Genomic DNA, 26,045 nt, shown 5'->3' with positions numbered 1-26,045 from the left:
AAATAATCCTTTTCTATTTTTTATGTCAAACTATTTCTGTAAACCAAGTAAAAATTTTACTTAAACTATATTTACAATCTACATAGTTAAATATTACTATTGAAATGGTATATACTTCAATAAGGACAAAGAACTGAAGGATGTGTGGAATGTGGAAGTTTTCGTGGGCAGACAGCCAATCTTTGATATCCATCAGGAACTGTTTGGTTATGAGTTATTAAATAGAACGGGCAAGGAAAATGTTTATCTGCAAACTGATGGGGATATGGCCACACTGGAGGTCTTAAAAAACAGCTTCCTTAGTATTGGCATGGACAAGCTCGCGGACGGAAAAAAATGCTTCATTAACTTTACCGAGAAACTAATTCTGAATGATATTCCAACCTATTTTGATAAAGAAGCCATAGCAGTAGAAATTCTTGAAGACATCATTCCCACCAGAGAAATACTCCTGGCATGCTCTAAACTTAAACAGCTGGGGTACACAATTGTTTTGGATGACTTTGTTCTAAAGGAGCATTCCTGTTAGAAGGATTTTCGGGGACTTGAACAAAAAAGAGCCCTCTTGGTATGATACGGGGTGTCAAATCGTGCGCCGATATGACCCCTAACTTAGTTAACCAAGGAGGACTCCTTAATGGATTTTAAACAAAATCAGAAAATTAATCAAGTCACCGAAAATACACTTGTGATTGGAATCGACATTGCCAAGCGGACTCACTATGCTTGCTTTGTAGATGACCGAGGAAGAGTGCTTCAGAAATCCTTCTCAGTTTCCCAGTTAGAAAATGGTTTTGAGCTTTTCTATCAACGTATTTTGGCCGCCATGAAAGAGAACGCCAAAACAGAAGTGATTGTAGGGATTGAACCTACGGGACACTATTGGCTCAACCTTGCCTATTTTCTAGAGGAACGGGGAATCCCCCTAGCCATGGTTAATCCTATGCATGTTAAGCGATCAAAAGAGTTGGATGATAATCTGCCAACTAAAAACGACCGTAAGGATGCATTGGTCATTGCTCGCCTAGTAAAAGATGGGCGCTTCAGCTATCCGCGCATCCTGAAAGGCATGGAGGCTGAACTCCGCGTCGGATCATCGTTCAGAGGTAAATTGACAGAGGAATTGGGCGCTGTCAAAAACATGATGATTCGCTGGCTGGATCGTTATTTCCCTGAGTTTGTCCAAGTATTTCCGTCATTCGGAAAAATGGCATTGGCTGCACTTCAATGCACTCCTTTTCCGAGTGATCTACACCAGAAACAACCCGATGAAGTGTTATCTCTTTATCGAAAGGCCGAGGGGCTCAAATCCCCCCAGAAACCAAAAGCAGTGCGTCTTATTGAAGTCGCTGCCAGTTCAATTGGGGTAACAGAAGGACACCAGATGGCCCGAATTGAAATTGCCACACTTGTCCGTCATTATCATCAACTTGAACAGGATATTGAAAACATTACCCTTCATTTAGATAAGCTTGTAAAAACATCTGTAGAATATGAATGGCTATCAACGGTGCCTGGGCTTGGAGATGCCACCATTGTTGACCTACTAGCTGAGATCGGAAGCTTTTCACACTACGAAGATCCACGCCAAATCATTAAACTTGCGGGATTAACGCTGCGTGAGAACTCATCCGGAGAGCATAAAGGGAAAAAACGCATCTCTAAACGGGGAAGGAGAAAGCTGCGAGCCCTCCTATTCCGAGTCATGATGCCAATGATTCGCCACAACGAAGCCTTTAGAAAGCTTCATGAGTACTATACAAACCGTAAGGTTAATCCATTGCGTAAGAAACAATCCATCGTGGTTCTATGCGGGAAGCTATTAAAAGTTTTGCATGGTATAAGCACGAAGCACAGAGTATTTGATGCACAGCGAATGATGAGGGATATTCCAAGTCTCGAAGAGGCTGCATAAGACCCTACATCCCTTAATGAGACCTAGACAACTGGATGACACGGAGAAGCTGGCACTATTTTTTCCATTCGACCCAGAGTCCCTAAAGGAGCTTCGCTAGCCTCTGCCTTATGACTAGACCGAACGAAGGAATGTAGGCACACTGATGCCCAGAGACATGGGAGGGTACGTCATCATAAGCTACGCAGAGATCCATTGTGCATCGCATATAACCTAATCACCATTTACCATATTTATACACTGGTGACCGCGTAGCGCACCCATATGTTGGAATAGTTTCACATAAAAGAAAAATACTGTTAGAGTTCGTGTCAAAAAATATTTTTTTGACACCCCATTAACGGCTCAAACCGTTGATAAATCAATATTTATAGAGGGAGGAAAATAAAGCATTCCTCGATTATGCTAATATTATAAAAGTTGATATAATTAAAACAAACATCCAGGATATAGGAAAGATACTCAGGGAGTTACCCAATAAAGATGTTAAGCTTTTGGCGGAAAAGGTAGAAACCAGAGAGGATTTCACCATAGCGAAGTCTCTTGGCTTCACTTTGTTCCAAGGTTACTTCTTTAGCAAACCGGTAGTAATTAATGCCAAGGATGTTTCCTCAACTTTGATCAATCAGCAGCACTTATATCTTTTGAATAAAATTGATGATCCTGAGCCGGATATCGATGAAATCGCCGAGCTTGTAGAAAATGATTTTTCCCTCACCTACAAAATCCTGCGTATTGTAAACAGTGCAGCTTACCATATGAGAAACAAAATCCATTCAATCAAACAAGCCATTATGGTACTGGGACTTTACGAGCTTCGCAAGTGGGTGCTTTTGATGGCCATTTCAGATTATAAGTCGGCTAAAGACAATGAAACAATTAAGCTTTCAATGTGCAGAGCCAAATTTGCAGAATCCATCGGAAAGCTGAAACAGCGGAATATTTCAGAGTATTTCCTGCTTGGCTTATTTTCTCTAATAGATACAATTTTAGAGCGGCCAATGGACGAAATTCTTGTAGAGCTGCCACTGACTCCTGCAATGCAGGAAGCCCTGCTGGGACATAAAAACGAATTTGCCATGGTCTTAGATTTGCTGTCATCTTTAGAAAGAGGCAATTCCATCACTGAATTGAGCAGCACCTTCAAAATCCCTGAAGATGAAATATATCGCCAATACGTAGAAGCCCTAGGCTGGGCTGATAGTCTAAATCGCTCTATCAATACTTAAGATGCCAGTTTCATTTGGGGGAATAACAGATGTCCAGCAGCTATACCATTACTAAAAAAAAGAAACGGGACAAAAATCAATATATCCTTGGCATTTCCTTTATTCTGCTGTTGGGATCATTCTTTATACCGCTGGTGGTGCTGCTCCCTCTTCAGCAGGCCCTGTATCATCCCTTCGGATACTGGTTCCTGGAGCCGCCGAGATCAGCTTATTTTGTTTTCACCGGCTCCCTCATTTTATTGAGCCTCAGCCTGCTCCTGATGATTTCCGGCCTGGCCAAAAGTAAATGGGCTAAGGGATTGATTGCAGCCGGCATCTCCGCAAGCATCTTGATGTCCGTCTTCAGCGTCGATCATTATCACTATATGAACGGCAATGGAATATATATCAACCCCTTCTTCGGCTTCGGAGAAAAGGAATTTCTGTGGGCGGATTTAAAGGAAGCAAAGCAGATTGCTGTTAAGGAAAAAGGTGGATTAAAGGATAAGAATCTTACATTTGTATTTGAGGATGGGGAACAGTACAGCTTCCTGATCACAGAAACCGTACGGAAAGCATATCCAATATTTAATGTGAAGCTTCAGGAAAAGGGCATCCAGGTGACCAGGGAGTTTCCGGAATAATTACGCGCACAAAAGGAGCCCCGGCATCGGAGCTCCTTTTGTCTATCAGCTCAGCAGACGTTCAATGTCCGCTTCCATCTCGAATGGATCTGTAGTAGCCTCGAATCTTTTCACAGCATTCCCTTCTGAATCTATTAAAAACTTCGTGAAATTCCATTTGATTGAGTCGCCGAACAAGTATTCAGGATGCTTTTCCTTCAACAGAGGAATGAGGATTTTTGCAACATGATGATGCTCATTAAATCCTTCAAATGGCTTTTGTGCAGTCAGGTAATTGAATAAAGGATGGGCATTTCCGTCGCGCACATCCATTTTTTGAAACATTGGGAATGAAACACCATAGCGGAGCTCGCAGAAGGATTGGACTTCCTCATCGCTGCCCGGTTCCTGATTGCCAAACTGATTGCATGGGAATCCCAACACAACCAGCCCTCTGTCTTTATAGCGGTCGTACAGCTTCTGAAGATCCTGATATTGAAAAGTAAAGCCGCACTGGCTTGCTGTATTGACAATCAGCATTACCTTCCCTCTATATTCTTCCAGAGAGATTTGCCTTCCGTTCATTGCCGGAGCTGAAAATTGATACACACTCACTGTGATTCCCCCATCTATCTGTATAGTCTTTATGTAATAGTCATTTATAACTATATATACCCTTCTTCTCTTTCGGAAGTTTGAACTCTCTAGATTCCTATTTTCCTATATTTTAAATCAAGCGGGTTACTAAATGCCTGATTTTGGGTAAAAAAGGGCAGACGCTTAGTAAATATTGTAAAATCTCTAAAGAGGAGGACAGAAATATGAAAAGAAACATACATATTCTTGCAAGCTTATTCGCACTTTTATGCATCCTGGTTCTGGCAGCCTGCAGCGGGGAAGATGAAAAAGCTTCAGGTGAAAAGAAAAGTGATGCTCCCCAGGAAGAAGCCCGGGAGAAGGAAACAGCTGCTGATGAAAAGATACCGGAGGCAGCGGAAGATATTGAGGGCATGGTTGCCCAGAAACCAGGCAAAATTCTTGAAGGTAAACTGGAACCTGAGGTGGAGGTTGCCGATCTGTGGGACTCCAAAAAATACACCGGCTTTAATGAGCAGACACTCCAGCCGGCAGCAGAGAAAGAAATGAAAGCATATTTCTCCGGGAACAAGGATGCATCCGGCAGCCAGGTATACGACTATCTGGTCTATCAGCTGGGTTCAGGTTTATACCAGTCCTACTATGAGGACCTTGTTTCTTTTGAGCACGGCCATGTGATGCCTGAGCTCCCTGATGGGGAAGATGAGATTCAGCAGGCAAAGAACCAGAAATCTAATGTAGTCATCCTGATGGATGCAAGCGGAAGCATGAAAGCTGACGTCAGCGGCGGCAATAAAATGGCGCTTGCCAAAGAAACCATCAAGGAGTTCACAAGTTCACTGGAGGATGATGCCAGTATTTCCTTAATGGCGTACGGACATGTAGGGACAGGGAACGATGAAGATAAAGCAGAATCCTGCAGCCGCATTGATGAGGTATTTGCTTTGGGGGCCTATGAGAAAACGGCCTTCAACCAATCTATGGATTCATTTGAAGCAAGCGGCTGGACTCCGCTGGCTGGAGCGATTGACAAAGCACGGGAGCTTTTGTCCGCTTATAACAGCACGGATTATAAAAACACTATCTATATTGTCAGCGATGGGGTTGAGACCTGTGACGGAGACCCTGTAGAAGCAGCGCGGCAGCTTCAGGGCAGCAATATCGAGGCAAAGGTCAATATCATTGGCTTCGATGTTGATGACGAAGGGCAAAAACAGCTGAAGGAGGTTGCGGAGGCGGGCGGCGGGACTTATGCGACGGTCCGGGATAAAGACGAGCTGGAAGACCAGGTGCTGAAAAAATGGAAGCCGAGCCTGGGCCAGATATTTTCCCAGCTGGGAGTACCATTGCATGAGACGGTAGACCAGAAAGAAAGGCTTCTTGATCTATCCAACCCGATCAGATTGATTTCCGATAGAGAGAAAGACAGAATTAAAAGTGCCGTATCCTTCCTCGAAAGTGAAGAGCTGATCAGTTCCGAGGCGGCGGAAGAAGCAGAAGAACTGGCGGAGACCAGGCATGAAATCCGCGATGCGCATTTCAAGGACTTATACGAACAAAAAGAGGAAGAAGCACAAAAGGCAAGAGATGAAATTAACAGCAAAGTAGAAGCCTGGAAGGATAAATGGTATGAGGTCCTGGAGAACGATAACTGATAAGGAAAAGCCCCGGATATAGCCGGGGCTTTGTTTTTCTATTAAATGGCTTTTGAATAGATTGTTGCTATCTTTTCATCTTTATAAGACATGATAAATACCTCTTCAGGAGGCGGTTTCTTCCCCGCCCAGCCCTAAAAGAACGGACCTTTCCGGACCTGAATGAGGGATCATTGACAGGTTGAAAAATAAGCGGAGCAATTCCCCCTAATTTCAAAAAAGCTCTAAAAATAGCTCAAATAGACGGAGAAATTCCGGCTATCGACTCAAAAAACAGGAAAATGGGCAACTTCGCTTCGTTTTACCGGAAAGTCTCCGCTTATTTAAACCCACTCGTACCATATTCAGCAGTCTAACCGGAAAATCTCCGCTTATATTAAGGCTTGCTGGCCACTTAAATCAGGAGACGATACCCTAAAATGTAAATTGTTTATCATTATAATTAAAAGCAACAATATTTACGAATAAAGCCATTAAAAATCAAAATTATCCGGATCCGGCCCAACACGCAGGTTTTGGTTCAGTGAGCTGATCTGGTCCATTTCATCTCCAGATAGCTCAAAATCAAATATGGCACTATTGGCAGCAATCCTGTGCTCCTTTGTTGATTTAGGGATTGTGATGACACCATTTTGAAGATCCCATCGCAGGATAACCTGGGCCGCAGATTTGCCATGCCTTTCAGCAATTGCAGCAATGATTTCATTGTCCAGCAGCTGCCCCTGCATAAGCGGGCTCCACGCCTCAAGCTGGATTCCATTTTCCCGGCAGAATGCTTTTACTTCCTGCTGGGTAAGACGCGGATGGTATTCTACCTGATTGATCACCGGCTTTACCTCTGCATCCTTCAACAATTCCTCCAGCTGGTGCACTTGGAAGTTGCTCACGCCGATAGCTCTTACTTGTCCTTTTTTATAAAGAGTTTCAAGTGCACGCCATGCGTCTTTATACTTCCCTTCCACCGGCCAATGGATAAGATACAGATCCAGATATTCAAGCCCAAGCTTCTGCAGGCTTGTTTCATATGCCTGGATTGTTGACTCATAGCCTAAATCACTGTTCCACACCTTTGATGTGATAAAAAGGTCCTCGCGGGATATGCCTGCTTCCGCAATCCCCTCCCTGATTCCCTGTCCGACGCCTTCTTCATTTCCATAAATGGCAGCTGTGTCAATGCTCCGGTAACCGAGCTTGATTGCTGTTTTTACGGCGTTGACCAGCTCCGGCCCTTCTTCTACTTTAAAAACGCCCAATCCCATCCATGGCATTTCCACACCATTATTTAAAACTGTTTTATCTTGAATGCTTTTCATCATCACTGCTCCTCCTTTATTTTTCCGGAAGCTGCTTTAAGCAGCTCCCCCATTGATAGTGTTTGTTTTCATATCCCGGTTTTCCAGCTTCATGCTCCAGCCTGTAAGAATGACAGCGCCAAGCACCATGCTGGCGCCGATCCACGGTGTATGGATCAGCCCGATAGAGTCTGTGACGCGTCCACCCAAATATGAACCAATCGCAATTCCGGCGTTGAAGGCGGCAATATTAATAGCAGAAGCCACATCCACCGCTCCGGGGACAAACCGCTCTGCCAGCATAACAACATATACCTGGAGCCCTGGGACGTTCATGAATGCAAACAGCCCCATCAGCAGGATGACGATCAAGCCTGCTGTTTTATAAGGCGCTGCAAATGTGAGCAGCAGCAAAACCACGGCCTGGATAATGAACATATAAAAAAGTGCCCTGATTGGATTTTTGTTCGCCAAGCGGCCGCCGGCCATATTTCCTATCGCAATGGCGATTCCATATAAAAGCAATATGGCAGCCACTGTACCAGCTTTAAAGCCGGTCACTTCCTGCAGCAGTGGTGACAGATACGTAAACACAACAAATGTGCCGCCATAGCCAAGCGCCGTTATTATGAAAACCAGCAGCAGCCGGCCGTTCGTGATCAGTTTGATCTGATCGGCAAATGCAGCTTTTGACCCTTTTGAAAGATTTCTTGGCACAAGGATGCTGTTGGCAATAAAGGCAATGATGCCGATCACGACAATCGCTACAAAAGCAAATCTCCAGCCAAACTGCTGGCCGAGGAATGTCCCAAACGGAACGCCTGTTACTGTGGCAACAGTCAGGCCTGTAAACATGATTGAGATGGCACTTGCCCTCTTATCCTTCGGCACTAAATCGGCGGCAATGGTAGAGCCGATAGACATGAACACTCCGTGGCTCAAGGCCGAAATAATCCGCGCTGCAAGGAGAATACCTATGCTGCCAGATGATGCAGCAATGATATTCCCCGCAATGAATACCACCATGATCCAAAGCAAAAGTGATTTGCGGGACATTTTAGCAGTGAGCGAGGTAAGGACAGGCGCTCCGAACATGACCCCCAGTGCATATATAGAAACAGTCAGTCCTGCTGTAGTGACGGGAATATTCAAATCTTCCGCGATCATCGGCAGCAGCCCGACTGAAATGAATTCAGTTGTTCCGATTGCAAATGCACTGACTGCAAGCGCAAGCAGCGGAAGCAAACTTGTTTTTTTGCCAGATGGCATATTTTTCTCCTCCTATTCCTATCTATGAAAATTTTATGAGTATAGCAATTTCCTGCCGGCAAATGCTATTATGGGATATAGCGTTTCTTTTGAAAAGTACGTACTTTATAGTGCTATAGGCACCGAAAAGTTCTATAGGCACCTTTTGGTTCCTATGAAACAGGAGTGATCATGATGGAGAAAAAGAAATACAATATTTCGGTGGAAGCCACCCTTGAAGTAATCGGCGGGAAATGGAAGACTGTGATTCTCTGCCACCTGACCCACGGGAAAAAACGGACGAGTGAGCTGAAGAGGCTCATGCCGAATATCACACAGAAAATGCTCACCCAGCAGCTTCGCGAGCTTGAGGAGGACGGTGTTATCAACCGGATCGTCTACAACCAGGTCCCCCCGAAGGTTGAATACGAGCTCAGTGACTACGGCAAATCACTCGAAAGCATCCTTGACGCCCTCTGCGCCTGGGGCGAGCGCCATATCACCAAAGTCTATGGCGATAAATTTTCCGTATTAGAAGAAAGTGTGCTGAACGATAAGCTGAAATAGAAATACGGAAGCAGCTTGCCCTTATAAGGAACGCAGGCTAAAGGCGCGGCGTTCTTTGGCCAATCTTGCATGACCTGCACTCTGCAGGTCTTCTTTTAATTATTTGCTCCTCTTTATAAATATTTGTATTTTACCTGTTGACTCTCACGCTGCGTGATACTTTAAAGTGTTTATTGAAGGGAGGCCGGATGAAATGGCCATGAAGGTAAAAGAAGCAGCCGGGCTGGCTGGCATCAGTGTGCGCACACTTCATCATTATGATGAAATCGGGCTCCTCGTCCCGGATGAGGTTTCCGAGGCAGGATACCGGCTGTACTCTGATGAAAATCTGCAGACGCTGCAGCAGATCCTCTTTTTCAAAGAGCTCGGCTTCCCTTTGAAGAAAATTAAAGAAATTATCAGCAGCCCTTCGTTTGACCAGCAAAAGGCTTTAGAGCTGCACCGGGAAATGCTGCATGAAAAGCGCAGCCGTCTTGATAAGATGATTGCCACGCTGGATAAAACGATCAGGCACACGAAAGGAGAGATACACATGTCAAATGAAGAAAGATTTGAGGGCTTTGACTTCAGCTCGAACCCCTATGAGCAGGAGGCCCGTGAACGCTGGGGGGATAAAGCTGTTGATGCTTCCAATAAGAAGGTTTTCAATATGACAAAAGAAGAGCAGCAGAAGCTGGGGGATTCTATGAACGCGATTTACCGGCGCCTTGCGGAAGTGCGCCATATGTCCCCTGATTCAGACAAAGCCCAGGAGGCGATTGAAGAATGGTATATATTCCTGAATAAAATGGGCAGCTATTCATTGGATGCCTTTAAGGGCCTCGGGCAGATGTATGCCGATGATGAGCGCTTCACCAGGAATATAGACAAATTCGGAGAAGGCCTGGCCATCTTTATGCGCGACAGCATGATGGTTTACGCAGACAAAAATAAATAATAGAAAACCCAAGCCTTTCCGCGGCTTGGGTTTTCCTTATTATAATTTTTTTATGAATTCCTTGAAATCTTCTCCTGTCAAAGGCCGGCTGAAGTAATACCCCTGTCCAATAGGGCAATTATTTTCCAGCAGGAACTCTGCCTGCTCTTTATGTTCAATTCCTTCAGCGACTACACTGAAATTCAGATTCAAGCCCATATCTATAATGGCTTTTACAAGCGATCCGTTCTGGGCAGGATCCAATATATCGTCTACAAACGACTTATCAATCTTGATGGTGTCGATCGGCAAGTGCTTTAAATAGCTTAATGAAGAATAGCCTTTTCCAAAATCATCGATAGAAAGACGGATGCCGATTTTTTTTAATTCATTCAGGGCCACCGTGGCCTTTTCAATATTCTGCATGATGCTCTCTGTTATCTCCAGCTCCAGGCACCCGGGCTCAATTTCACAGGAAGACAGAACTGATTTGACATACATGATGAAATCAGGATCCTCAAGCTGCCGGACTGATATATTGACTGCTACCGGAACCGATCCGGCACCTTCATCTTTCCAGCGTTTATGCTGTTCGCACGCTGTCCGCAGTATCCATTTTCCCATCGGTACGATCAGGCCGGTTTCTTCTGCCAGCGGGATGAATTCCCCAGGGGAAACAAGCCCCCCATCCTGCTGCTGCCAGCGCACAAGCGCCTCCGTCCCTTTCAGCTTCCCTGTCTTCAGATCGATTTGCGGCTGGAAATGAAGCAGAAGCTCCCCGCGGTCAAGCGCTTTGCGCAGGCCATTCTCCAGCGCCATTTTCCGGGATGCCAGGCCCTCCAGGGAAGAGGTGTAAAATTGAAAATTATTCTTTCCTCTTTCCTTTGCAAGGTACATGGCTGTATCAGCATGCTTGATCAGCGTTTCCTGATCAGTCCCGTGCTCAGGATAGAGGCTGATGCCGATGCTTGGAGTAATAAAAAATTCTTCCCCTTCCAGAATGAAAGGCTTGTTGAACTGCTCGATGATCGCTCTCGCTGCCCCTTCTATCTGTTCCTTTTCCTTTTCTTCAAAAAGGATGATGAATTCATCGCCGCCCTGCCTGGCTACAAGACCAAGATTCCCTACGGTATCTTCCAGGCGGATGCCTGCCTTTTTAAGAAGAAGGTCGCCAGTGGAATGGCCTTTTGTATCATTGATGATTTTAAAGCGGTCCAGATCCAGGAAAAATACTGCCGCTTTGTCTTTGCCGCTGTTCAATATGCCCTGCAGCCGCTTCATGATTTCGTTCCGGTTCGGCAGGCCTGTCAGCGTGTCATAAAAGGCCATATACTCCATGGTTCTTTCCGACTTTTTCCGTTCAGTAATATCCCGGCCAATGACCTGCACTGCTTCTCTGCCTCCATACCGGATCGGCATAGATGAGACCTCGACATCAACCAGAACACCCTCAAGCGTTCTTGCCTGCACTTCAAAGCGCCTCTTCTCAGCTGCAGCGCTGTCCTTTGCCAGCAGAGTGCCATAGATATCGACAGCTGCCTCCTTGCTGACAAACTGGGTGATCGGCTTGCCCAGAAGCTGTTCTTTGCTTGATGCCCCGATCAGCCGGCACCCTGCTTCATTGATATAAACAATAACATTGCCTGATATGACGCCGATGAAATCCGGGGACAATTCCACCAGGCCGCGGTAGCGGTCTTCACTTTCTTTCCTGTCTGTTACATCAAACAGGACGCTCGAAAATTCGGTCAGCCTGCCTTTTTTATCGAGTACAGGAATTCCGCGGTCCTGAATCCACCGCACTCCACCTTCTGGCCGGATGATCCGGTATACGCTTACAACCGGATCGCCCTGTCCAACCTTTTCTTCCCGGTCTTTAAGAACACATAAATCATTCGGATGGATGACTTTTTTCCATAAATCGTGATCCTGGTAAAATGACTCACGCGGAAATCCGTACAGCTTTTCAATGCCGGATGTAATCATCAGCCGGCCGCTCTTCAGGTCATGATGCCAAATAGCGACATCCAGGGTATCAAATATATTGCTGAGCCTCTGATTGCTTTTTCTCAGCTCGGCTGTGGTGCTCTGTATGCCTTTTTGAATAAAAAGCAAAAACAGGATAATCAGGATACCAAAGCTGATCAGCATATGAGCCAGCTCGAATAACCAGAAATCCCCCGGGTGAAAAAAGTAACCCAAAGCAATTTCGATGGCTTCATCGATTAAAAATATGGCACATAATATATATATCCACTTTAACACGGTATAGTTGCGGGCAAAAAAATTCATTATGGCTATGACTCCTATGTATAAGCTTTCCCAGCGGACACATCAACTCCAGTGCTGGGTACCTTAAGCCTATTATCACATATTTATAGTGAAAACGATAAAAAAATCGGGCTCATTTCCATTTGAAAAAAATGGGCCCGATCGGAAATCATATATGTTTTCTCTTCTATCCATTCTTCTTTATAACACCGCTTCCCAGTTTTCTGATGTGAGGGCCAGAAAACGTTCTTCGTCTTTAATATCCAAGGCTTTGTCGATTTCATCATATCGTTTAGCTTCAAGCCACTCGCCCTGCACCTTTCCAATGACTTCGTTCACTGCATCTGTATATTCTGTCGTTTCCTGAGACAGAATCTTTCTTGTCTTCCAGCTGTCTTTATCCGCTAGGTCATGGATGGATGATAAATACTGATCCTGGTTGAACTGGTTCGGTTTGTACTCGGAATTCATATCGTTCCTGCCTCCTGTTTTTATAAGATAATATCATTCAATTGTGTTAGTACTTATTTATTACCCGAATTTCCTTAAAAATAACAGGTCAATCGGTCTTATGTCTTTATTTCACTCAAAAAGCCTGCATCAACAGCCTATATTCTAATTTCATTTCATCATTTATTTCGTTTATTATAGAGATGATACCCTTAAAAGGAGATAATATGATCAAAACGATTGCGGTAACGAAGAATCACGAAATTAAGAGCAACTGGGATATCGCCAGGCTGCTGGAAGAAGATATTCTCTGGTACTGGGCAGATTTCAGCAATCCTTCCGATGAAGAAATCGAGCTGCTGAGAAAGCCATTGAATTTCCACCCGCTCGCCATTGAGGACTGCATCCATGTGCTTCAGCGCCCAAAGCTGGACTATTATGAAGACTATGCATTTTTTGTTACGCATAGCGTCAATCCGGATACGATTGTTCGTGAAGAAGTTAACTTTTTCCTCGGGCAGAATTATGTGATTACTTTCCATCACCATCCCTCCACTGAAATAGAAGATGTCAGGGAAAGGCTCAGGCTGTCCAACTCGCCTGATAAATGGGAGCCGCTCTTGGTTCTATACCATATTCTTGATAAAATTGTGGACAACTACTTTCCGCTCGTCTACCAGCTGGAGGACACGCTGAATGATATTGACGAAAATTCAAAGGACAGGCCGATGGAGCTTTTACTGGAAGATCTTTTTGATGCCAGGCACGATCTTTTGGCCCTGAGGCACACTGTCGCCCCGATGAGGGATCTTATTTACAGGATGCTGAACTCCCAGCGGCTGGCGGGCTTCCAGGAAAAAATCAAATATTTTTCCGACATCCATGACCATCTCCTCAAGCTTGCAGAGATGATTGAAGAAAACCGGGAGCTGACCACCGATATCAGGGACAGCTATTTGTCATTGAATGCCCATCAGACAAACAGGGTCATGAAGGTGCTGACGGTCATCACGACCATATTCATGCCCCTTACCTTCATTGCCGGTATATATGGGATGAACTTCGAGCATATGCCAGAGCTGAAATGGAACAGCGGCTACCACGCAACCTTGCTGGTCATGCTCTTTATTGGGCTTGCGATGTTTGCCTGGTTCAAGAAGAAAGGCTGGTTCAAGTAGAAAATAGAAAGATAGGAGGAGCCATCCATGTTCAAAACGATACCACCCGGAGAATTTTTCACCTTTGCCGACGAAGATGACTATGCGGCTAAATTAAGGGAGTGGGGACTGATCACAGCCTCTGCCAAAAACGCTAAGCAGGAATTCTCTTACAAACGCGGGGCTGCCGCTTATACTGTTGCCATAAAAGGATTTTTGCAGACAGGCAATCATGAAACTGCTGTAGTGGCGTTTTCCAATGACGCTCTTCACTGCGTCCATCCTGCCTACTTAAAAGAAATGCAGAGCTCTTCCTTTGGTAGAATCAGTTCCCTTGAAGCGGGAGATTCCCAGAAGGATACAGGCCTTCCAGAGGCAGGAGAGCCGGCGAAGGCCCCTGCGCAGGCTCCGGAAGAAAAAAAGCCGGCAGAAAAGAAACAGAGAAAAGCTCCCGCCCTGGACCTTCCGGCTGATAAGGTTCCTTTTGAGGCGGCAATAAAGGAATTTACGACAAAATATAATCATTTCAATGAAACGGATGAAGAAATCATCGTCTTTGAGCAGGTGCAGATTACAGGAGAAAGCCCGCTCGAAGTGGGCGAAGCCTGGTGCAGCTACAGCAAAACACTGAAAAAAGCAGAGCTGACCGAAGGAAACAGGCTCACCTTTGAAGCCAAAATCGTCGACCGGAAGCTGAATAAAGATGTGCGCTATAAGATTAATAATCCTTCTAAGATTAAGAAGCAGGAAGATTAGGGGACGGCAGCTGTTTCAGTAATGGCTGGCAGATAAAGAGGACAGAAGAAACCTTCCGTCCTCCCTTTAATTTTTACGTAGATATGTATTAAACACTATGGGTGTAAAAATGGATTTGACATAAACTGCCTTGCCTGCTTGCCCAAAAATTTTTGAAAACCGGCTAATTGGAGTGCAAGGCACGCAGACTCCTGCGGGATTGCAGCGGAAATGTTGAGACCCCACAGCGCGTTAGCGCGAGGAGGCTCAACTTCGCCCCGCGGAAAGCGAAGTGCCTGGAACGGAAATTAGCAGCCCCATCCGAAATCCACCCTATTCTCCAAGTCCCCCAGGAAAGCTTCATCCGTAATTATTTATTGCATAGTATATTTATATCTTTGTATGCAATCTCTCAGTTTTCCAGCACAGGTTTACCGTTTCCTCCAGTAAAGATAGGGAAAACATCTAATATCAATTCTAATAGGAGGAACTTCATTGAATAAAAAACGACTGATGCTTCCGGTTTCACTGGCCTTTGCCATTTCTGCAGCAGGCTGTTCGGGTACTGATGACGCGGGCTCTCCTGCCCCGGAAGACTCCCGGCAGGAACAGACCACAGTGCCTGATGATCAAAATGCAGAAAACGGAGCAGAAGAAAATGAAGCCGAAGCAGATGGGACAGAAGAAAACAGCACACAGGAAGAAAACAGCCAGTCTGATAATACCCAGACAACAGCGGATGTCATCGGGAATGTAAAAGAGCAGCTGAAGATGGAGAATGCTATACTGCCCGCTTCATTTCCTTTAAAGGAGGGATCCCATCTTTCAGCCTCAATTGAGGAAGATAAGACAGATTCTTATCAGGTAACCTTCTACCAGACGAATGAGATGGTCCCTGTTAATGACCCTTCATTAACACCAAATGGAAATGCCCCTGTTATCGCTGTCTTCAAGGCCCATAACAAAACAGCAGCTGACAATGATCAGGAATGGTTTCCGCCGATGTCACTAGATGATATACCGGCAGAAATGGCCGTGGACCTCGGCCATGGCATCAAGGGTATGGGTGAAGGAGCCGCAGGCCATAAATACTTAAACTGGAAAGAAGGCAATTGGATTCTCCAGATCAGCTCTGTTACAGCAGATCAAATGGATGACCAGGCAATTGCCCGCCAGATGGTTGATTATCTTGAAACCCACTACCTCCCTGCACCACATGATGATGGGCGCATTAAGGTTCATTACAGGCATGGCGGCAATGAGGTCGAAAATGATATTTACTGGGAAGATGGAGAAAGAATCTACGAGCTTCAAACAAAGAAAGTGCCGCTTGAAGCTCTGGAAATGGCAGTTCATACAAAATAAAGCAAAACAGGCCGGAATCTATCTTTCCGGCCATTCTTATGGTGCGGCCAGTTCAACCTTTAACCGGTCCGGATCCTCGAAAAATACGGCATAATGGCCCTCCCCGCCGGCATATGGGTATCTGTCCCCATACAGGAGGCTGACTCCCCTCTCCTTTAGCTGTTCTGCCATCCGGTCGACCTGGCTGCGGGAGCCGGCATGGAAGGCAATATGATTGAGGCCTGTCCCCGAGCGATGATATGGGATATCAAGGTATTTCTCCTCTGTTTGCACAAAGACAATATAGGCATCATCCAGCCTCCAGCTTCGCCCCTTTTTCCATTCCTGAAAATGTTCATAGCCAAGCTCTTCTAAAAACCAGCCCCAAAATTCAATGGTTTTCTGCAAATCAGATACGTTGATTTCAACATGATGAATGTGTCCAGGCATGATCCCGCCTCCCTTTGATTTCTATAGTTCATTCTATCAAAGGCACTTCCGGAATGGCTGTTTCTTTTATTCAGGCACCAGCTTTGAATGGCACAGGAAAGTGAATTATACTGATGGCAGCAGGCTGCTTTTGCCGGTGTGGCGGCAGGCTGCTTTTGCCGGTGTGGCGGCAGGCTGCTTTTGCCGGTGTGGCGGCAGCCTGAATTTTTCATAAATAGAGAGGAAGATCTTGATGGAAAAATGGAATGGTTTCATTCAGGGCTGGCTCGGCCACAGAAAGGCGCTGATCGAACTGCTGGACACATTTGAAGAAGGGCAGCAGAATTTCAGAGCATGGGAGCAGGCGATGTCTGTTTCTGAACTGACAACACATATAACAGGTTCTATGGAAATGTTCGTGCAGACAGTGAAAACAGGCGAATTTACGCCGCCTCCTGAGTATCCGGCCATTGAAACATTAGAGCAGCTAAAAGCACTTGTGCAGGAAGAAACTTCCAAAACAAAAACAACACTTGAAGAGCTGACCCAGGACCAGCTTGGGAAAACAGTCGACTTCTATGGCATGACCATGCCCGGGATCGTTCTCCTCGAAAACGCCAAAGACCATGAAATCCATCATAAAGGACAGCTGTTTACATACGCCCGCCTTGCAGGCATTGAAAAACTGCCTTTCTTTGTGAGCAGATAAATAAGTAAAAAGCAGGCTCCCATCAAGGAGAGCCTGCTTTTCACTTATTCACCTAAATCAACGTTATGGTACACACGCTGGACATCTTCCAGATCCTCAAGGGCGTCGACCAGCTTTTCAAACTGGGCGAGGTCTTCTTCAGATAAAGATAGTTCATTCTGGGCAAGCATCGTTTGCTCGGCCACTGTAAATTCCTCAATCCCGGCAGCCTTTAAAGCTTCCTGAACGGCATGGAATTGATCAGGTTCGGCGTAAACGATGACTGTATCCTCTTCTTCAAGGATATCCCTTGCATCAACATCTGCTTCCATAAGGATTTCCAGCACTTCATCAGCTGATTTGCCTTCAATCCCGAAAACAGCCGTAGCATCGAACATATATGATACAGAGCCGCTGACGCCCATGTTCCCGCCATTTTTCCCGAATGCTGCGCGGACATTGGACGCGGTCCTGTTCACATTATTGGTGAGCGCATCCACGATGACCATGGAACCGCTCGGCCCAAAGCCTTCATAACGGAGGTTGTCATAGCTCTCTTCTCCGCCGCCCTTTGCTTTATCGATCGCACGGTCGATGATGACTCTTGGCACATTATATGTTTTGGCACGCTCGAGCACAAATTTAAGCGCCTGATTGGATTCCGGATCCGGCTCCCCCTGCTTTGCCGCCACATATATTTCCAATGCGAATTTTGAATATAACCGGCTGGTATTAGCATCCTTCGAAGCCTTTTTTTCTTTGATATTATTCCATTTACGGCCCATCTGTTTCACTCTCTTTCACTTATATCTGATCTATGGCTGCATGGAAAGACCTTTCCATGCCTGCAGAAAATAGTAAGTCTCACCATTATTATACCTTAAAATGGGGTGCTGTTTCGAGTTAAATGGATAAGGGCTGCTAATTGGATAAACGGGAAAATATTTAAGAAGGCGTACATGCGGAAGACCTTCCTCCTCTAATCCTGCCCTGCACGGGTCCTGACATATTCCACTGCTTCTCCTGGATCGCTTGTCCTTAAAACCGGCTCTTCATACCCAAGCACAATATAGTAAGGGGCCTGCTGGACTTCAAGGTCAGTATATAATCTTTGAACAGTATCCAGATTTCTAAATTCTACTTTTGTGGTGCCAGCTTCATAAACTTCCTCCGGGATAACCCAGTTATCCTGGTCATTTTCCTTTATAGCTAAAATTGTGAATTCCCCTGCCTCTTCGGCCAGCAGCTCCTGGTAAGCGGTCTCCTTCTCAACATTCAGGCTTAATGTATATTCCGCCTGTCCTTTGCCTTCCCATTTTGCCTTTATTCTCATCGTGATGGGGCCTGGCTTGTTGGATAGCTTATATTTGCCTGTATTGACCGGCTTTTTGCGGTCAGTTCCGTAAATCGTATCTATTGCAATTGTTTCAGGCTCATCTCTTGTTCCGAATTTAACCGTTACTTCAGAGCGGGGTTTTACTTCTATTACAGAAGCTGCATTCGCCCTTTTCACTGCCTGCGTCTCTCCATCCCATGTATATCCTCGCAGATCGGCATCTGCTTTCCCCCCATCGATCATCACCACAGGATTGGGAGGATGCTTCTCATTTGAGATTTTTACAGCATCCATCAGCAGCATAATGGCCAAAGCTGCAAGAATCCCTGTTCCTATTACCAGCTTTTTCTTTTTCAGCACTGAATACACCTCTTAATCTATTAATATGCTCTTATATTTTATTTTACCATATTAAGGAATTTGGCGATGATGATTTTTTTCCGGAGGATTATGCTGAAAACTATTTTCCCAATGCAAAGGGAGCGAGAATTTCCTTCACCTTATTGACAAAGCTTTTGCCTGCTCCCCAGTCAAAGCTGATCAAACTTTCCGCGCTTCCCGCAGAAATGCATCTCACTTTGTTGTCTCCTCTCAGATTTTCCATGATGACTGTCAGCGACGCCCTTCCCCCCGTCCGGAAATAAAATCTTTCAAACACAAGAACACATATCTCAACACCTTCCGCAGGTGTATGATACTCTTCATGGATTTTATCATTGTTCAATGAATGGGATTCCAGCAGTTTCAAGGCGCACTCAAAAGGGGTTATAGAAGTTTTGATTTCAGATAAAGTATTCATAGTGTCTCCTCCTGTCTGCCTGTATTACGGACTGGAGAGGGGAAAGGTTCCAGCCATTGGAAAAAGGGACCCGTTTAGGCTCCCTGGATTTTCCCAACTATAAAATTGAAAATCAGTTTTCAAATTCCTTTATATATCCGATCTCATCTACTATTCTCTGTCCTTGCTCACCCTGCATCCATTCCAAAAATGGAGTGATATTTGGATTAGGATTAGATTTAAGTGTAATTGCGTACAGGGAGGCAGTAAAAGGATATTTCCCGGTGGCAATATTCTCCGGGCTTGGGTCGACCCCATCGATTGCCAGAAGCTTGATATCTGTGCTTCCATTCATTCCTGTGGCGAAAAAGCGAAAGGAAAATCCGAGGGAATTGTCATAGTTCCGGTAATCCGCAACCTGCTCGATGATTCCGCCCATGCCCTCTGGGACTTCTTCCTTCAATGGCTCTATGATTGGTGTATCACCCATGATTTTTTCCAGGAGCGTCTGGCTTCCTGAATTTTTCGGCCGTTGAAAAGCAATGATTCTTCCGCCGCTTCCGCCAACCTCCGACCAGTTTTTTATCTTTCCTGAATAAATGTCTTTCACCTGTTCAACAGTAAGGCCTTCAATGCGATTTTCCGGGTTGGCAAAGAAGACGAAAGCCTCCTTCCCAATTGGGGTCATCACCAGCTCTTTTCCTGCATCTTCCGCCATTTTCCGCTGCTCGGCAGATGGCTCTGCGCCAAAGTAAATATCAGCATCTCCCGAAAGGAGGCGTTCATATGCATAGATGGTATTGGTGAAACTCACTACCTCCTTTTTCGTTAAGGCGTCCTGTACATTCTTATAAACTGCATTGGCAAAAGCAGAATAAACAGGGTAAGCTGCTTCTGCTCCATCCAGTACAGGCATAGCGCCGGCCTCTGAAATTGAAAAAGAAGGCTTTTCTTCGAGCTTTGGAAGCCGGTTATTAGTATTGGTTATATCATAAGGCGTCAGATCTGTGCTCGAGTAACCGCCAGCATAGTCAAAACCATAAGAAGGGAGGACAGTTCTGCTCCGCTCCCAATGGATGAAAGCTCCGCCGCCTATCGAGAGTGCAAATACTAAAGATAAAATAGCAGCCTGCTTTTTGGGAATCTTCCGAACTGCATTTCTCCTGATAATCATTGAAACTGCAATAGGCACCAGGAAGGCCATCTCATATGCAAGCGGAGCCCATAAGAAGGTCCGCCCTTCGCCCATGAGGGATGAGAAGATGAAGATCGGGGCAAAGGGAATATGGAGGATTCCATAAAACAGCCAGGACTCATGTCCGGAAAATCCGCCAGTCACTATCATAAAAAACGCCCAGACGACTGCTGTATAGACGAGCGGTCCATAGGCAAGAAGCCAATCCTTCTCATTTTCCTTCCTGCTTTTAACTGTTCCAATCAGCATTCCGCCTGCCGCCAGCACGATAATCTGCAGGAGGAAGGCATATTCCGGCCAAGCTCCCAACAAAAGGAAAGACAGTATAGAGAGAAGGAACGGGGCAATCCCAAAATACAGAAACCATTTAGCAAGCATTTCAGCACTTCCTTTTTTGTGTTAATTAGTGTAATTTTACACTTTAAACCATGTTTTTACAATACTAAATAAAGATGAAGAGCAAAAAAGCTCAGCTTCATGCTGAGCTTTTTTGCTTAAATCTATTTAGTTCTTCCTTTTAAAATCGAGAGGGATCACCTATGCCAGAACGGCTGCCGCCATATGGCTCAATATAAACAAAAGATGATCAAATAAATATTTTTGTCATTTTGCAAGCTCATAGATAGCCCGCGCATAGATGGCTGCGGCCTTTACCAGATCATCAACTTCAATATACTCATCTTTCTGGTGGGCAGTCATCTCTTTCCCAGGGAAGCAGGCGCCAAAGGCTACTCCTTTTTTCATAAATCGGGCATATGTGGCACCGCCTGTTGATAAAAGGACCGGTTCTTCTCCCGTTTCTTCCTGATATGCCTTTTGAAGGGCTTCAATCACTGGATGCCCCGGGGCAACGTAATGAGGCTGTGACTCCCTGTATTCGTCCAGGTCAAATCCCTGCGACTCAGCAGCTTCGGCCAGCCTTTTTTTCAGGTCTTCATAATCGGAGGAAACCGGACAGCGGATATTCAGCTGCACAAAGCTTTCACCAGCCTGATCAAAAGAGATAATGCCCGGATTGACTGTCAGCGGACCTGATACTTCATCTTTGTATGAAATGCCAAGTCTGTGGCCATAAAAATCCCCGTGAAGAAGCTTTAAGAACGAAAGGAATTCCGCCCCTGTATGCTGCACATCCAAATCTGACAGGAAAACGGCAAGCAGGGTACCGGCGTTCACTCCTTTGGAGGGCTCCATCCCGTGGGCTGCGGTTCCATATAAATTAAAGGTAGCCACATCATCTGTTATGACAGCGTCACCGCGTACGCCATTCACATCACAAAATAAACTGAAGTCCTTTTCCAGCTGCCCTGCGTCCGGTCCGGCCACACTTGCCGATGCACTTTCCGGCACCATATTGATGCGGCTGCCCGATTGGAAGGACAGAAGCGTCAAGCCCCTCTCCTGCCTCTGCTCTTTCCTGCTGGCGCCGATTGCCAATTTGACATTCATCTGCCCCTTTTCAGCATTAATGATCGGAAAAACTGCATCTGGTGCAAAGCCTTCCTCCGGCATAGTCTCCGCTTCTGCATAGTGGCGCATGCAGCTCATCCCGCTCTCCTCATCCGTCCCGAAAATGATCCGCACATTCTTACTTAGCTCAAGGCCCAGTTCCCTGACAATCTTCATTCCATAAAAAGCGGCAAGCGTCGGCCCTTTATCATCGATGCTTCCACGCGCATACAGCTTCCCGTCCCTTACTGCAGGTTCGAATGGGGGTGTTGTCCATTCGCCGGGAGCAGGCACGACATCAACATGGCAAAGGACGCCGACCGTTTCCTCACCGCTGCCTTCCAGCTCGGCATGGCCGGCCATTCCGCCCACATTTTTCACCGTAAAGCCCGCTTCTTCAGAGAGCTTCAGCATATATTCCAGCGCTTCCCCAATTTTATCTCCCATCGGCCTTTCTTCAGTGGCCGTGGATAAATCTTTGATGCTGGCAATCTTCAATATTCCGGTCAGATCTTTCATCAGATCGTTCTTCCGTATATCTGCTTTCCTTTTCCAATCAATCATTTCCCCTTGCCTCCCAGTTCTGGTAATAAGCTGCGCAAATCAGGCCAAAATAGGTGGGTGCTTCGAAAGAGAGCAGCATGCTGTCCCTTTCCTCAGGCGGCAGGGCCCCGGCCAGAATAAGCGCCTGCCAAATTCCGTCCGGCTTTGCATTATCCACAAGCTCTGGGTCGAACAAGGTGAGATCCTCCAGCCTCCCGGACTCTATTATTTCTGCTGTACGGCGGTCCAGTTCCTCCGCTGCCGGATGAAAGCCATAAGGCCCTTCGCTGTCATGGGTATGAGACCAGTCGCAGCTGGCAATCAGGCCGACTTTCCTCCCCGATTCCCCGGCTGCCTTTCTGATTGCCCTGCCGAAAGCCATATGCTGCTCATAAGAAATTTCCCTTGAAGGGGTGATGACCACTACCGGCAGTTCCGGCATAAAGCGGAGCGGTACAATGGCGCCCCAATCCAGGGGAAGGCAGGAAAACGGGCCGGCGCTTGTTCCATAATTGATGCCGGCTGCAGGAACCTCCCTTCCTTCAGCTTCTGCCAGGATAGACGCAGCAAGCATAAGATCGGTTTTCCTCTCCATCCTGAAAGAAGCTCCATTTTCCTCCACTTCCCCCTCCAGTCTTTCAGAAACAGCTACTGAGAACTGGCCATTAATGCGTGTTCCATGGGGAGTGAGGACTATCAGGCTGTCAGGGCGGGCTTCACTCATGATGGCCCCAAGCCTCTCCATACTCTTTCTCGTCTTTTCCATCCTCTCAGGCTTATCCCCTTGCAGTTCAGGTATGATTTCTCCTCCATGCGGAGTGATGCAGGCAAATACAAACGGGTTCATCCGGCCACTTTCCTTCCTGTATGATCTATATTCAATCAACTTCTGATTTTCTTGAAATATCCTTTTTCCGGCAAAAAAACACACAGAGTCTTACCACTCATCCCCTTTTCGCATTTTTCCTTATAATAAAACTAACCCAGTTGCAATTTTCTGTCTATTATTTCCCCATTATTCCGCTTTCGCCCTTCCTCTGGGTGCAATAAGGTTAGCAGCATCCCCGGGCGGGAATAATACAAAGGCCCAGTATAAAGAAATAGAGGTGATCCGCAGATGCTATATTTGGATAAGCAGCATGACCCATGCCGCAATAGAGAACTGATAGATAAGTTCAGTCCGGAATATGATACAAAAAGGCTGGCTGAGGAGACAGGCAGGCTCTTTAACGAGAGAAAAAAAACGTCCGACCTGCATTCCACCGGAAAAACGCCTGATTACGGCAAAGGTTTCTTCAACAAATTGATCAAAACCGCAGAAAACCTGTTCCTGGCCTCAGACCGGAAAAATGAAGAAACGGACGGCACGATAGTGGATGAATCCGGCACTGCCGCACCTCTGTGGAAAAAGAAGCTTGACCAGGAATATACCCGGCTGTTCCAGACTTTTGAAAGAGAGATTTGCGTGAAGGACTGCGGCGCTGCCGGAGATGGGCTGACAGATGATACAGAAGCCTTCAGGCGCGCGCTGGGCTCAGGAAAGGTGAAGGTCAGCATTCCCGCTGGAACATATCTGGTGTCGGGTATACAGATTCCTTCATGGACTCTCCTGCAGGGAGAAGGAAAAGGCCTGACCGTCATTAAGCTGCTTGACCAGGCTCCTAAGGCAGCCAGGCTGGTGACCAATTCAAACCATTGGAAAGGCAATCATCATATCCTTGTCCAGAACCTGAGCCTGGACTGGAACGTCGAAAGGCTCGGAAATGAAGCTAAAACAAGCACCTGGGGAAACCATTCCAGCTGCCTTACGTATGCAAACGTCATGTACGGATGGGTAAAAAATGTGGAAGCCATCAACCCCGGCCTTCACTGCTTTGATGTTTCGTCCACCCTTTATAACTATTCAGGAGACGGCTACCGCGCCCGCGGAGGCAGCCGTTATGTCTGGCTGGACAAGCTGAACGGCTATGGATTCGGGGACGACGGGATCACCACCCATCACAGCGAGAATATCTTCATCTCCAACTGCCATATGTGCGATCCAAGCGGCCGCAGCCATAAAAAAGGCTTCTCCAATTCAAACGGCATTGAGGTGGATGATGGCTCCAGAAATGTCTGGCTTGTTAATAACTCTTCGGCCAGATGCTTTGGCGGGGTGGAAATCAAAGCTCATCATAACTCTTCAGCGGCCTCTGATGTCCAGATCATCGGCCATCTTTCCGTCAATGATAACCGCTCCTTTAACTTCCGCCACATCGGCCACCATAAAGCCGGCGATCCGGAATCGCGGACAGCCCGCAATATCAGGGCTACTAAAATAGTAAGCATACATCCGGTTCATACAGATCTCTATTCAGGCTCTGAACCCAGGGGGCTGGTGGTCTCAGCATATAAAAATGTGGTGATCAACCAATTCACACTGATAGGAGATCCTGACTATGACTATGCCGGCAACCCAATCATAGCCATCCAATACAGGGCGCGCAACATTGTGCTTAACCGCCTTTCCATCCAGGGCTTTAAACAAGCAGGTGCTGATGTTAAAGTGTTCGGCGGTGCACAGCGGGCAGACCATGTTAAGATCAGCAAAGCCTCCATCCGGGGGTCTGCAAAGCAGGGAATTCTCATTGGCGAAGGCATCCGGCATGCCAGGGTTTCAGAGGTCAGGGCGGAAGGAGAGAACGGCAAATTAGGGATCGCCGATAACAGTGGACATGCAAGTATTGAAGATGTACTTGCTGCAGGCTATAAAATCCCTATTTCTGTTGGCGGCAGAAAACATGGTTTGGCATAAAGAAATAGACAGACATTTAGATATCACCGTTCAAAAACCGCATAAATCTGAATCCAAAGCCGGCCTCCAGCCGTATAGTTGTTAATGAACGAAAAAAGGAGTGGCTTTTCATGTGGTTCCTCGCAGGTGTACAAATCTTTGTTATTGTGCTTTTTTCTATTCTCGGATGGGCCATACGCTATAAAAAGAACTATGAACTGATTTCAGGTTTTGCCGGACGTCCCGCAGAAGAGAAGGAAGAGCTCATTCAAAATCAAATGCCCCAGAAAACCGGCGGTCTCCTTCTGGCAACGGCGGCCGGGATGCTCCTGCTTTTACCGCTGACCTTTACCAGCTTCACTTATGCAATGGAAATCCAATTTGGCTTTATGCTTCTTTTCCTCCTCGGCGGCAGCATCTATTTGTCCAAGTTTGAAATTCCCCGCAAAAGAAAAAGGATGTATTGGTTCACCAGCATCCTTTTCGTGGTTGTGATTGGATTTATTGGCGGCCTTACCTATTTCGGCTATCAAAAGCCGCATCTCTCCATTTCAGAAGAAACCTTTAAAATTACAGGCATGTACGGGGATGAATGGGCGATTGACAGCATTACAAAGGTAGAGCTGCTGGAGGAAATGCCGGAGGTGACCTGGAAGGAAAACGGCTTTGGCCTGTCAACCCTTGCAAAAGGCCGCTTTACGGTAGAAGGCTACGGAAGCAGCCTGCTATTTATCCACAAGAAATCCCCTTATATTTATATTGAAATGGGAAAAAAGCATATCTTCATCAATGGAGAGAACAAAGAACAGACCTTAAAGTGGCATGAGCAGCTGACAAACAGTGTGGAGTGAGTGCTGCCGGCTTTTATCGAACAAT

At 46.1% G+C, this 26,045-nt stretch carries 25 protein-coding genes; 13 read left to right on the top strand and 12 right to left on the bottom strand.

Going from position 1 to position 26,045, the window contains the following annotated elements; translation table 11 throughout:
* The first annotated feature begins 142 nt into the window (after window positions 1-142).
* The 4 genes from AC4E8B_RS03105 (at window position 143) to AC4E8B_RS03090 (ending at window position 3,767) form a co-directional block, all read left to right on the top strand.
* Window positions 143-529, top strand: coding sequence for a hypothetical protein (locus tag AC4E8B_RS03105; RefSeq protein WP_490216958.1), 387 nt, complete (start codon window positions 143-145; stop codon window positions 527-529).
* A gap of 108 nt (window positions 530-637) precedes the next feature.
* On the top strand, window positions 638-1,915 hold the full coding sequence (locus AC4E8B_RS03100; protein WP_490216957.1) for an IS110 family RNA-guided transposase: 1,278 nt from the start codon (window positions 638-640) through the stop codon (window positions 1,913-1,915).
* A gap of 494 nt (window positions 1,916-2,409) precedes the next feature.
* Window positions 2,410-3,144 (top strand): EAL and HDOD domain-containing protein, encoded by a 735-nt coding sequence (locus AC4E8B_RS03095; protein WP_490216955.1) that lies wholly within the window; start codon window positions 2,410-2,412, stop codon window positions 3,142-3,144.
* A 29-nt stretch (window positions 3,145-3,173) separates the two neighbouring features.
* The gene (locus tag AC4E8B_RS03090; RefSeq protein WP_490216954.1) at window positions 3,174-3,767 is read left to right on the top strand and encodes a hypothetical protein; all 594 of its coding nucleotides are present in this window, start codon (window positions 3,174-3,176) and stop codon (window positions 3,765-3,767) included.
* 45 nt (window positions 3,768-3,812) lie between these two features.
* On the opposite strand, the gene AC4E8B_RS03085 is transcribed toward AC4E8B_RS03090, so the two are convergent.
* Window positions 3,813-4,361 carry a glutathione peroxidase gene (locus AC4E8B_RS03085; RefSeq protein WP_490216952.1) on the bottom strand — a complete coding sequence of 183 codons (549 nt, stop codon included), beginning with the start codon at window positions 4,359-4,361 and terminating at the stop codon, window positions 3,813-3,815.
* A 206-nt stretch (window positions 4,362-4,567) separates the two neighbouring features.
* Between AC4E8B_RS03085 and AC4E8B_RS03080 the strand changes: the two genes are divergently transcribed.
* Window positions 4,568-5,998, top strand: coding sequence for a vWA domain-containing protein (locus AC4E8B_RS03080; protein WP_490216951.1), 1,431 nt, complete (start codon window positions 4,568-4,570; stop codon window positions 5,996-5,998).
* Window positions 5,999-6,471: 473 nt separating this feature from the next.
* Here AC4E8B_RS03080 and AC4E8B_RS03075 read toward each other — a convergent pair whose 3' ends face one another.
* Both AC4E8B_RS03075 and AC4E8B_RS03070 read right to left on the bottom strand, forming a co-directional pair.
* Window positions 6,472-7,314, bottom strand: coding sequence for an aldo/keto reductase (locus tag AC4E8B_RS03075; protein WP_490216949.1), 843 nt, complete (start codon window positions 7,312-7,314; stop codon window positions 6,472-6,474).
* Between the two features lie 33 nt (window positions 7,315-7,347).
* Window positions 7,348-8,559 carry an MFS transporter gene (locus tag AC4E8B_RS03070; protein ID WP_490216947.1) on the bottom strand — a complete coding sequence of 404 codons (1,212 nt, stop codon included), beginning with the start codon at window positions 8,557-8,559 and terminating at the stop codon, window positions 7,348-7,350.
* Window positions 8,560-8,733: 174 nt separating this feature from the next.
* Here AC4E8B_RS03070 and AC4E8B_RS03065 point away from each other — a divergent pair, with 174 nt between their 5' ends.
* Window positions 8,734-9,105 (top strand): winged helix-turn-helix transcriptional regulator, encoded by a 372-nt coding sequence (locus tag AC4E8B_RS03065; RefSeq protein WP_022543312.1) that lies wholly within the window; start codon window positions 8,734-8,736, stop codon window positions 9,103-9,105.
* 193 nt (window positions 9,106-9,298) lie between these two features.
* Window positions 9,299-10,042 (top strand): MerR family transcriptional regulator, encoded by a 744-nt coding sequence (locus AC4E8B_RS03060; RefSeq protein WP_490216946.1) that lies wholly within the window; start codon window positions 9,299-9,301, stop codon window positions 10,040-10,042.
* A 39-nt stretch (window positions 10,043-10,081) separates the two neighbouring features.
* Here the strand turns inward: AC4E8B_RS03060 and AC4E8B_RS03055 are convergent, their stop codons facing one another.
* A complete protein-coding gene (locus AC4E8B_RS03055) occupies window positions 10,082-12,313 on the bottom strand; it encodes a putative bifunctional diguanylate cyclase/phosphodiesterase (protein ID WP_490216945.1) in 2,232 nt (743 codons plus the stop codon).
* 180 nt (window positions 12,314-12,493) lie between these two features.
* Window positions 12,494-12,763 carry an IDEAL domain-containing protein gene (locus AC4E8B_RS03050; RefSeq protein WP_490216943.1) on the bottom strand — a complete coding sequence of 90 codons (270 nt, stop codon included), beginning with the start codon at window positions 12,761-12,763 and terminating at the stop codon, window positions 12,494-12,496.
* A 206-nt stretch (window positions 12,764-12,969) separates the two neighbouring features.
* Between AC4E8B_RS03050 and corA the strand changes: the two genes are divergently transcribed.
* From corA to AC4E8B_RS03035, 3 genes are all read left to right on the top strand, one after another.
* Window positions 12,970-13,920, top strand: a complete 951-nt coding sequence (corA, locus tag AC4E8B_RS03045) for a magnesium/cobalt transporter CorA (RefSeq protein WP_490216941.1) — start codon at window positions 12,970-12,972, stop codon at window positions 13,918-13,920.
* A gap of 27 nt (window positions 13,921-13,947) precedes the next feature.
* Window positions 13,948-14,655, top strand: coding sequence for a hypothetical protein (locus AC4E8B_RS03040; RefSeq protein ID WP_490216940.1), 708 nt, complete (start codon window positions 13,948-13,950; stop codon window positions 14,653-14,655).
* A 474-nt stretch (window positions 14,656-15,129) separates the two neighbouring features.
* Complete coding sequence (locus AC4E8B_RS03035; RefSeq protein WP_490216939.1) at window positions 15,130-15,999, top strand: hypothetical protein; 870 nt, start codon at window positions 15,130-15,132, stop codon at window positions 15,997-15,999.
* A gap of 36 nt (window positions 16,000-16,035) precedes the next feature.
* Here AC4E8B_RS03035 and AC4E8B_RS03030 read toward each other — a convergent pair whose 3' ends face one another.
* Window positions 16,036-16,431: a VOC family protein gene (locus tag AC4E8B_RS03030; RefSeq protein WP_490219476.1), complete on the bottom strand. Its 396-nt coding sequence runs from the start codon at window positions 16,429-16,431 to the stop codon at window positions 16,036-16,038.
* A gap of 229 nt (window positions 16,432-16,660) precedes the next feature.
* On the opposite strand from AC4E8B_RS03030, the gene AC4E8B_RS03025 reads away from it, so the two are divergent.
* A complete protein-coding gene (locus AC4E8B_RS03025; RefSeq protein ID WP_490216938.1) occupies window positions 16,661-17,116 on the top strand; it encodes a DinB family protein in 456 nt (151 codons plus the stop codon).
* Window positions 17,117-17,160: 44 nt separating this feature from the next.
* Here AC4E8B_RS03025 and AC4E8B_RS03020 read toward each other — a convergent pair whose 3' ends face one another.
* From AC4E8B_RS03020 to AC4E8B_RS02995, 6 genes are all read right to left on the bottom strand, one after another.
* Window positions 17,161-17,880: a YebC/PmpR family DNA-binding transcriptional regulator gene (locus tag AC4E8B_RS03020; RefSeq protein ID WP_490216936.1), complete on the bottom strand. Its 720-nt coding sequence runs from the start codon at window positions 17,878-17,880 to the stop codon at window positions 17,161-17,163.
* Window positions 17,881-18,074: 194 nt separating this feature from the next.
* A complete protein-coding gene (locus AC4E8B_RS03015) occupies window positions 18,075-18,791 on the bottom strand; it encodes a hypothetical protein (protein WP_490216934.1) in 717 nt (238 codons plus the stop codon).
* 100 nt (window positions 18,792-18,891) lie between these two features.
* Complete coding sequence (locus tag AC4E8B_RS03010; RefSeq protein WP_490216932.1) at window positions 18,892-19,230, bottom strand: DUF6054 family protein; 339 nt, start codon at window positions 19,228-19,230, stop codon at window positions 18,892-18,894.
* A 112-nt stretch (window positions 19,231-19,342) separates the two neighbouring features.
* Window positions 19,343-20,782, bottom strand: a complete 1,440-nt coding sequence (locus AC4E8B_RS03005) for a PstS family phosphate ABC transporter substrate-binding protein (RefSeq protein ID WP_490216931.1) — start codon at window positions 20,780-20,782, stop codon at window positions 19,343-19,345.
* Between the two features lie 225 nt (window positions 20,783-21,007).
* Window positions 21,008-22,417, bottom strand: a complete 1,410-nt coding sequence (gene pepV, locus AC4E8B_RS03000; protein WP_490216930.1) for a dipeptidase PepV — start codon at window positions 22,415-22,417, stop codon at window positions 21,008-21,010.
* Window positions 22,410-23,243: a DODA-type extradiol aromatic ring-opening family dioxygenase gene (locus AC4E8B_RS02995; RefSeq protein ID WP_490216929.1), complete on the bottom strand. Its 834-nt coding sequence runs from the start codon at window positions 23,241-23,243 to the stop codon at window positions 22,410-22,412. Before AC4E8B_RS02995 ends, pepV begins: the two co-directional genes overlap by 8 nt.
* 270 nt (window positions 23,244-23,513) lie before the next feature.
* Here AC4E8B_RS02995 and AC4E8B_RS02990 point away from each other — a divergent pair, with 270 nt between their 5' ends.
* Together AC4E8B_RS02990 and AC4E8B_RS02985 are read left to right on the top strand one after the other, a co-directional pair.
* A complete protein-coding gene (locus AC4E8B_RS02990) occupies window positions 23,514-25,190 on the top strand; it encodes a glycosyl hydrolase family 28-related protein (protein ID WP_490216928.1) in 1,677 nt (558 codons plus the stop codon).
* A gap of 110 nt (window positions 25,191-25,300) precedes the next feature.
* Window positions 25,301-26,020: a DUF3784 domain-containing protein gene (locus AC4E8B_RS02985; RefSeq protein ID WP_490216927.1), complete on the top strand. Its 720-nt coding sequence runs from the start codon at window positions 25,301-25,303 to the stop codon at window positions 26,018-26,020.
* Window positions 26,021-26,045 lie beyond the last annotated feature (25 nt).

It is taken from the genome of Bacillus sp. SRL543 (assembly GCF_984799205.1).
The sequence above is the reverse complement of the archived record's forward strand: the minus strand, read 5'-3'. Positions and strand labels throughout refer to the sequence as shown.

Excerpts from the sequence above, each read along its gene's own strand:
- AC4E8B_RS03100 (WP_490216957.1), top strand. The coding sequence starts at position 638 with ATGGATTTTAAACAAAATCAGAAAATTAATCAAGTCACCGAAAATACA.
- AC4E8B_RS03090 (WP_490216954.1), top strand. The coding sequence starts at position 3,174 with ATGTCCAGCAGCTATACCATTACTAAAAAAAAGAAACGGGACAAAAAT.
- AC4E8B_RS03080 (WP_490216951.1), top strand. The coding sequence starts at position 4,568 with ATGAAAAGAAACATACATATTCTTGCAAGCTTATTCGCACTTTTATGC.
- AC4E8B_RS03075 (WP_490216949.1), bottom strand. The coding sequence starts at position 7,314 with ATGATGAAAAGCATTCAAGATAAAACAGTTTTAAATAATGGTGTGGAA.
- AC4E8B_RS03070 (WP_490216947.1), bottom strand. The coding sequence starts at position 8,559 with ATGCCATCTGGCAAAAAAACAAGTTTGCTTCCGCTGCTTGCGCTTGCA.
- AC4E8B_RS03065 (WP_022543312.1), top strand. The coding sequence starts at position 8,734 with ATGGAGAAAAAGAAATACAATATTTCGGTGGAAGCCACCCTTGAAGTA.
- AC4E8B_RS03060 (WP_490216946.1), top strand. The coding sequence starts at position 9,299 with ATGGCCATGAAGGTAAAAGAAGCAGCCGGGCTGGCTGGCATCAGTGTG.
- AC4E8B_RS03055 (WP_490216945.1), bottom strand. The coding sequence starts at position 12,313 with ATGAATTTTTTTGCCCGCAACTATACCGTGTTAAAGTGGATATATATA.
- AC4E8B_RS03050 (WP_490216943.1), bottom strand. The coding sequence starts at position 12,763 with ATGAATTCCGAGTACAAACCGAACCAGTTCAACCAGGATCAGTATTTA.
- corA (WP_490216941.1), top strand. The coding sequence starts at position 12,970 with ATGATCAAAACGATTGCGGTAACGAAGAATCACGAAATTAAGAGCAAC.
- AC4E8B_RS03040 (WP_490216940.1), top strand. The coding sequence starts at position 13,948 with ATGTTCAAAACGATACCACCCGGAGAATTTTTCACCTTTGCCGACGAA.
- AC4E8B_RS03025 (WP_490216938.1), top strand. The coding sequence starts at position 16,661 with ATGGAAAAATGGAATGGTTTCATTCAGGGCTGGCTCGGCCACAGAAAG.
- AC4E8B_RS03020 (WP_490216936.1), bottom strand. The coding sequence starts at position 17,880 with ATGGGCCGTAAATGGAATAATATCAAAGAAAAAAAGGCTTCGAAGGAT.
- AC4E8B_RS03010 (WP_490216932.1), bottom strand. The coding sequence starts at position 19,230 with ATGAATACTTTATCTGAAATCAAAACTTCTATAACCCCTTTTGAGTGC.
- AC4E8B_RS03005 (WP_490216931.1), bottom strand. The coding sequence starts at position 20,782 with ATGCTTGCTAAATGGTTTCTGTATTTTGGGATTGCCCCGTTCCTTCTC.
- pepV (WP_490216930.1), bottom strand. The coding sequence starts at position 22,417 with ATGATTGATTGGAAAAGGAAAGCAGATATACGGAAGAACGATCTGATG.
- AC4E8B_RS02995 (WP_490216929.1), bottom strand. The coding sequence starts at position 23,243 with ATGAACCCGTTTGTATTTGCCTGCATCACTCCGCATGGAGGAGAAATC.
- AC4E8B_RS02990 (WP_490216928.1), top strand. The coding sequence starts at position 23,514 with ATGCTATATTTGGATAAGCAGCATGACCCATGCCGCAATAGAGAACTG.
- AC4E8B_RS02985 (WP_490216927.1), top strand. The coding sequence starts at position 25,301 with ATGTGGTTCCTCGCAGGTGTACAAATCTTTGTTATTGTGCTTTTTTCT.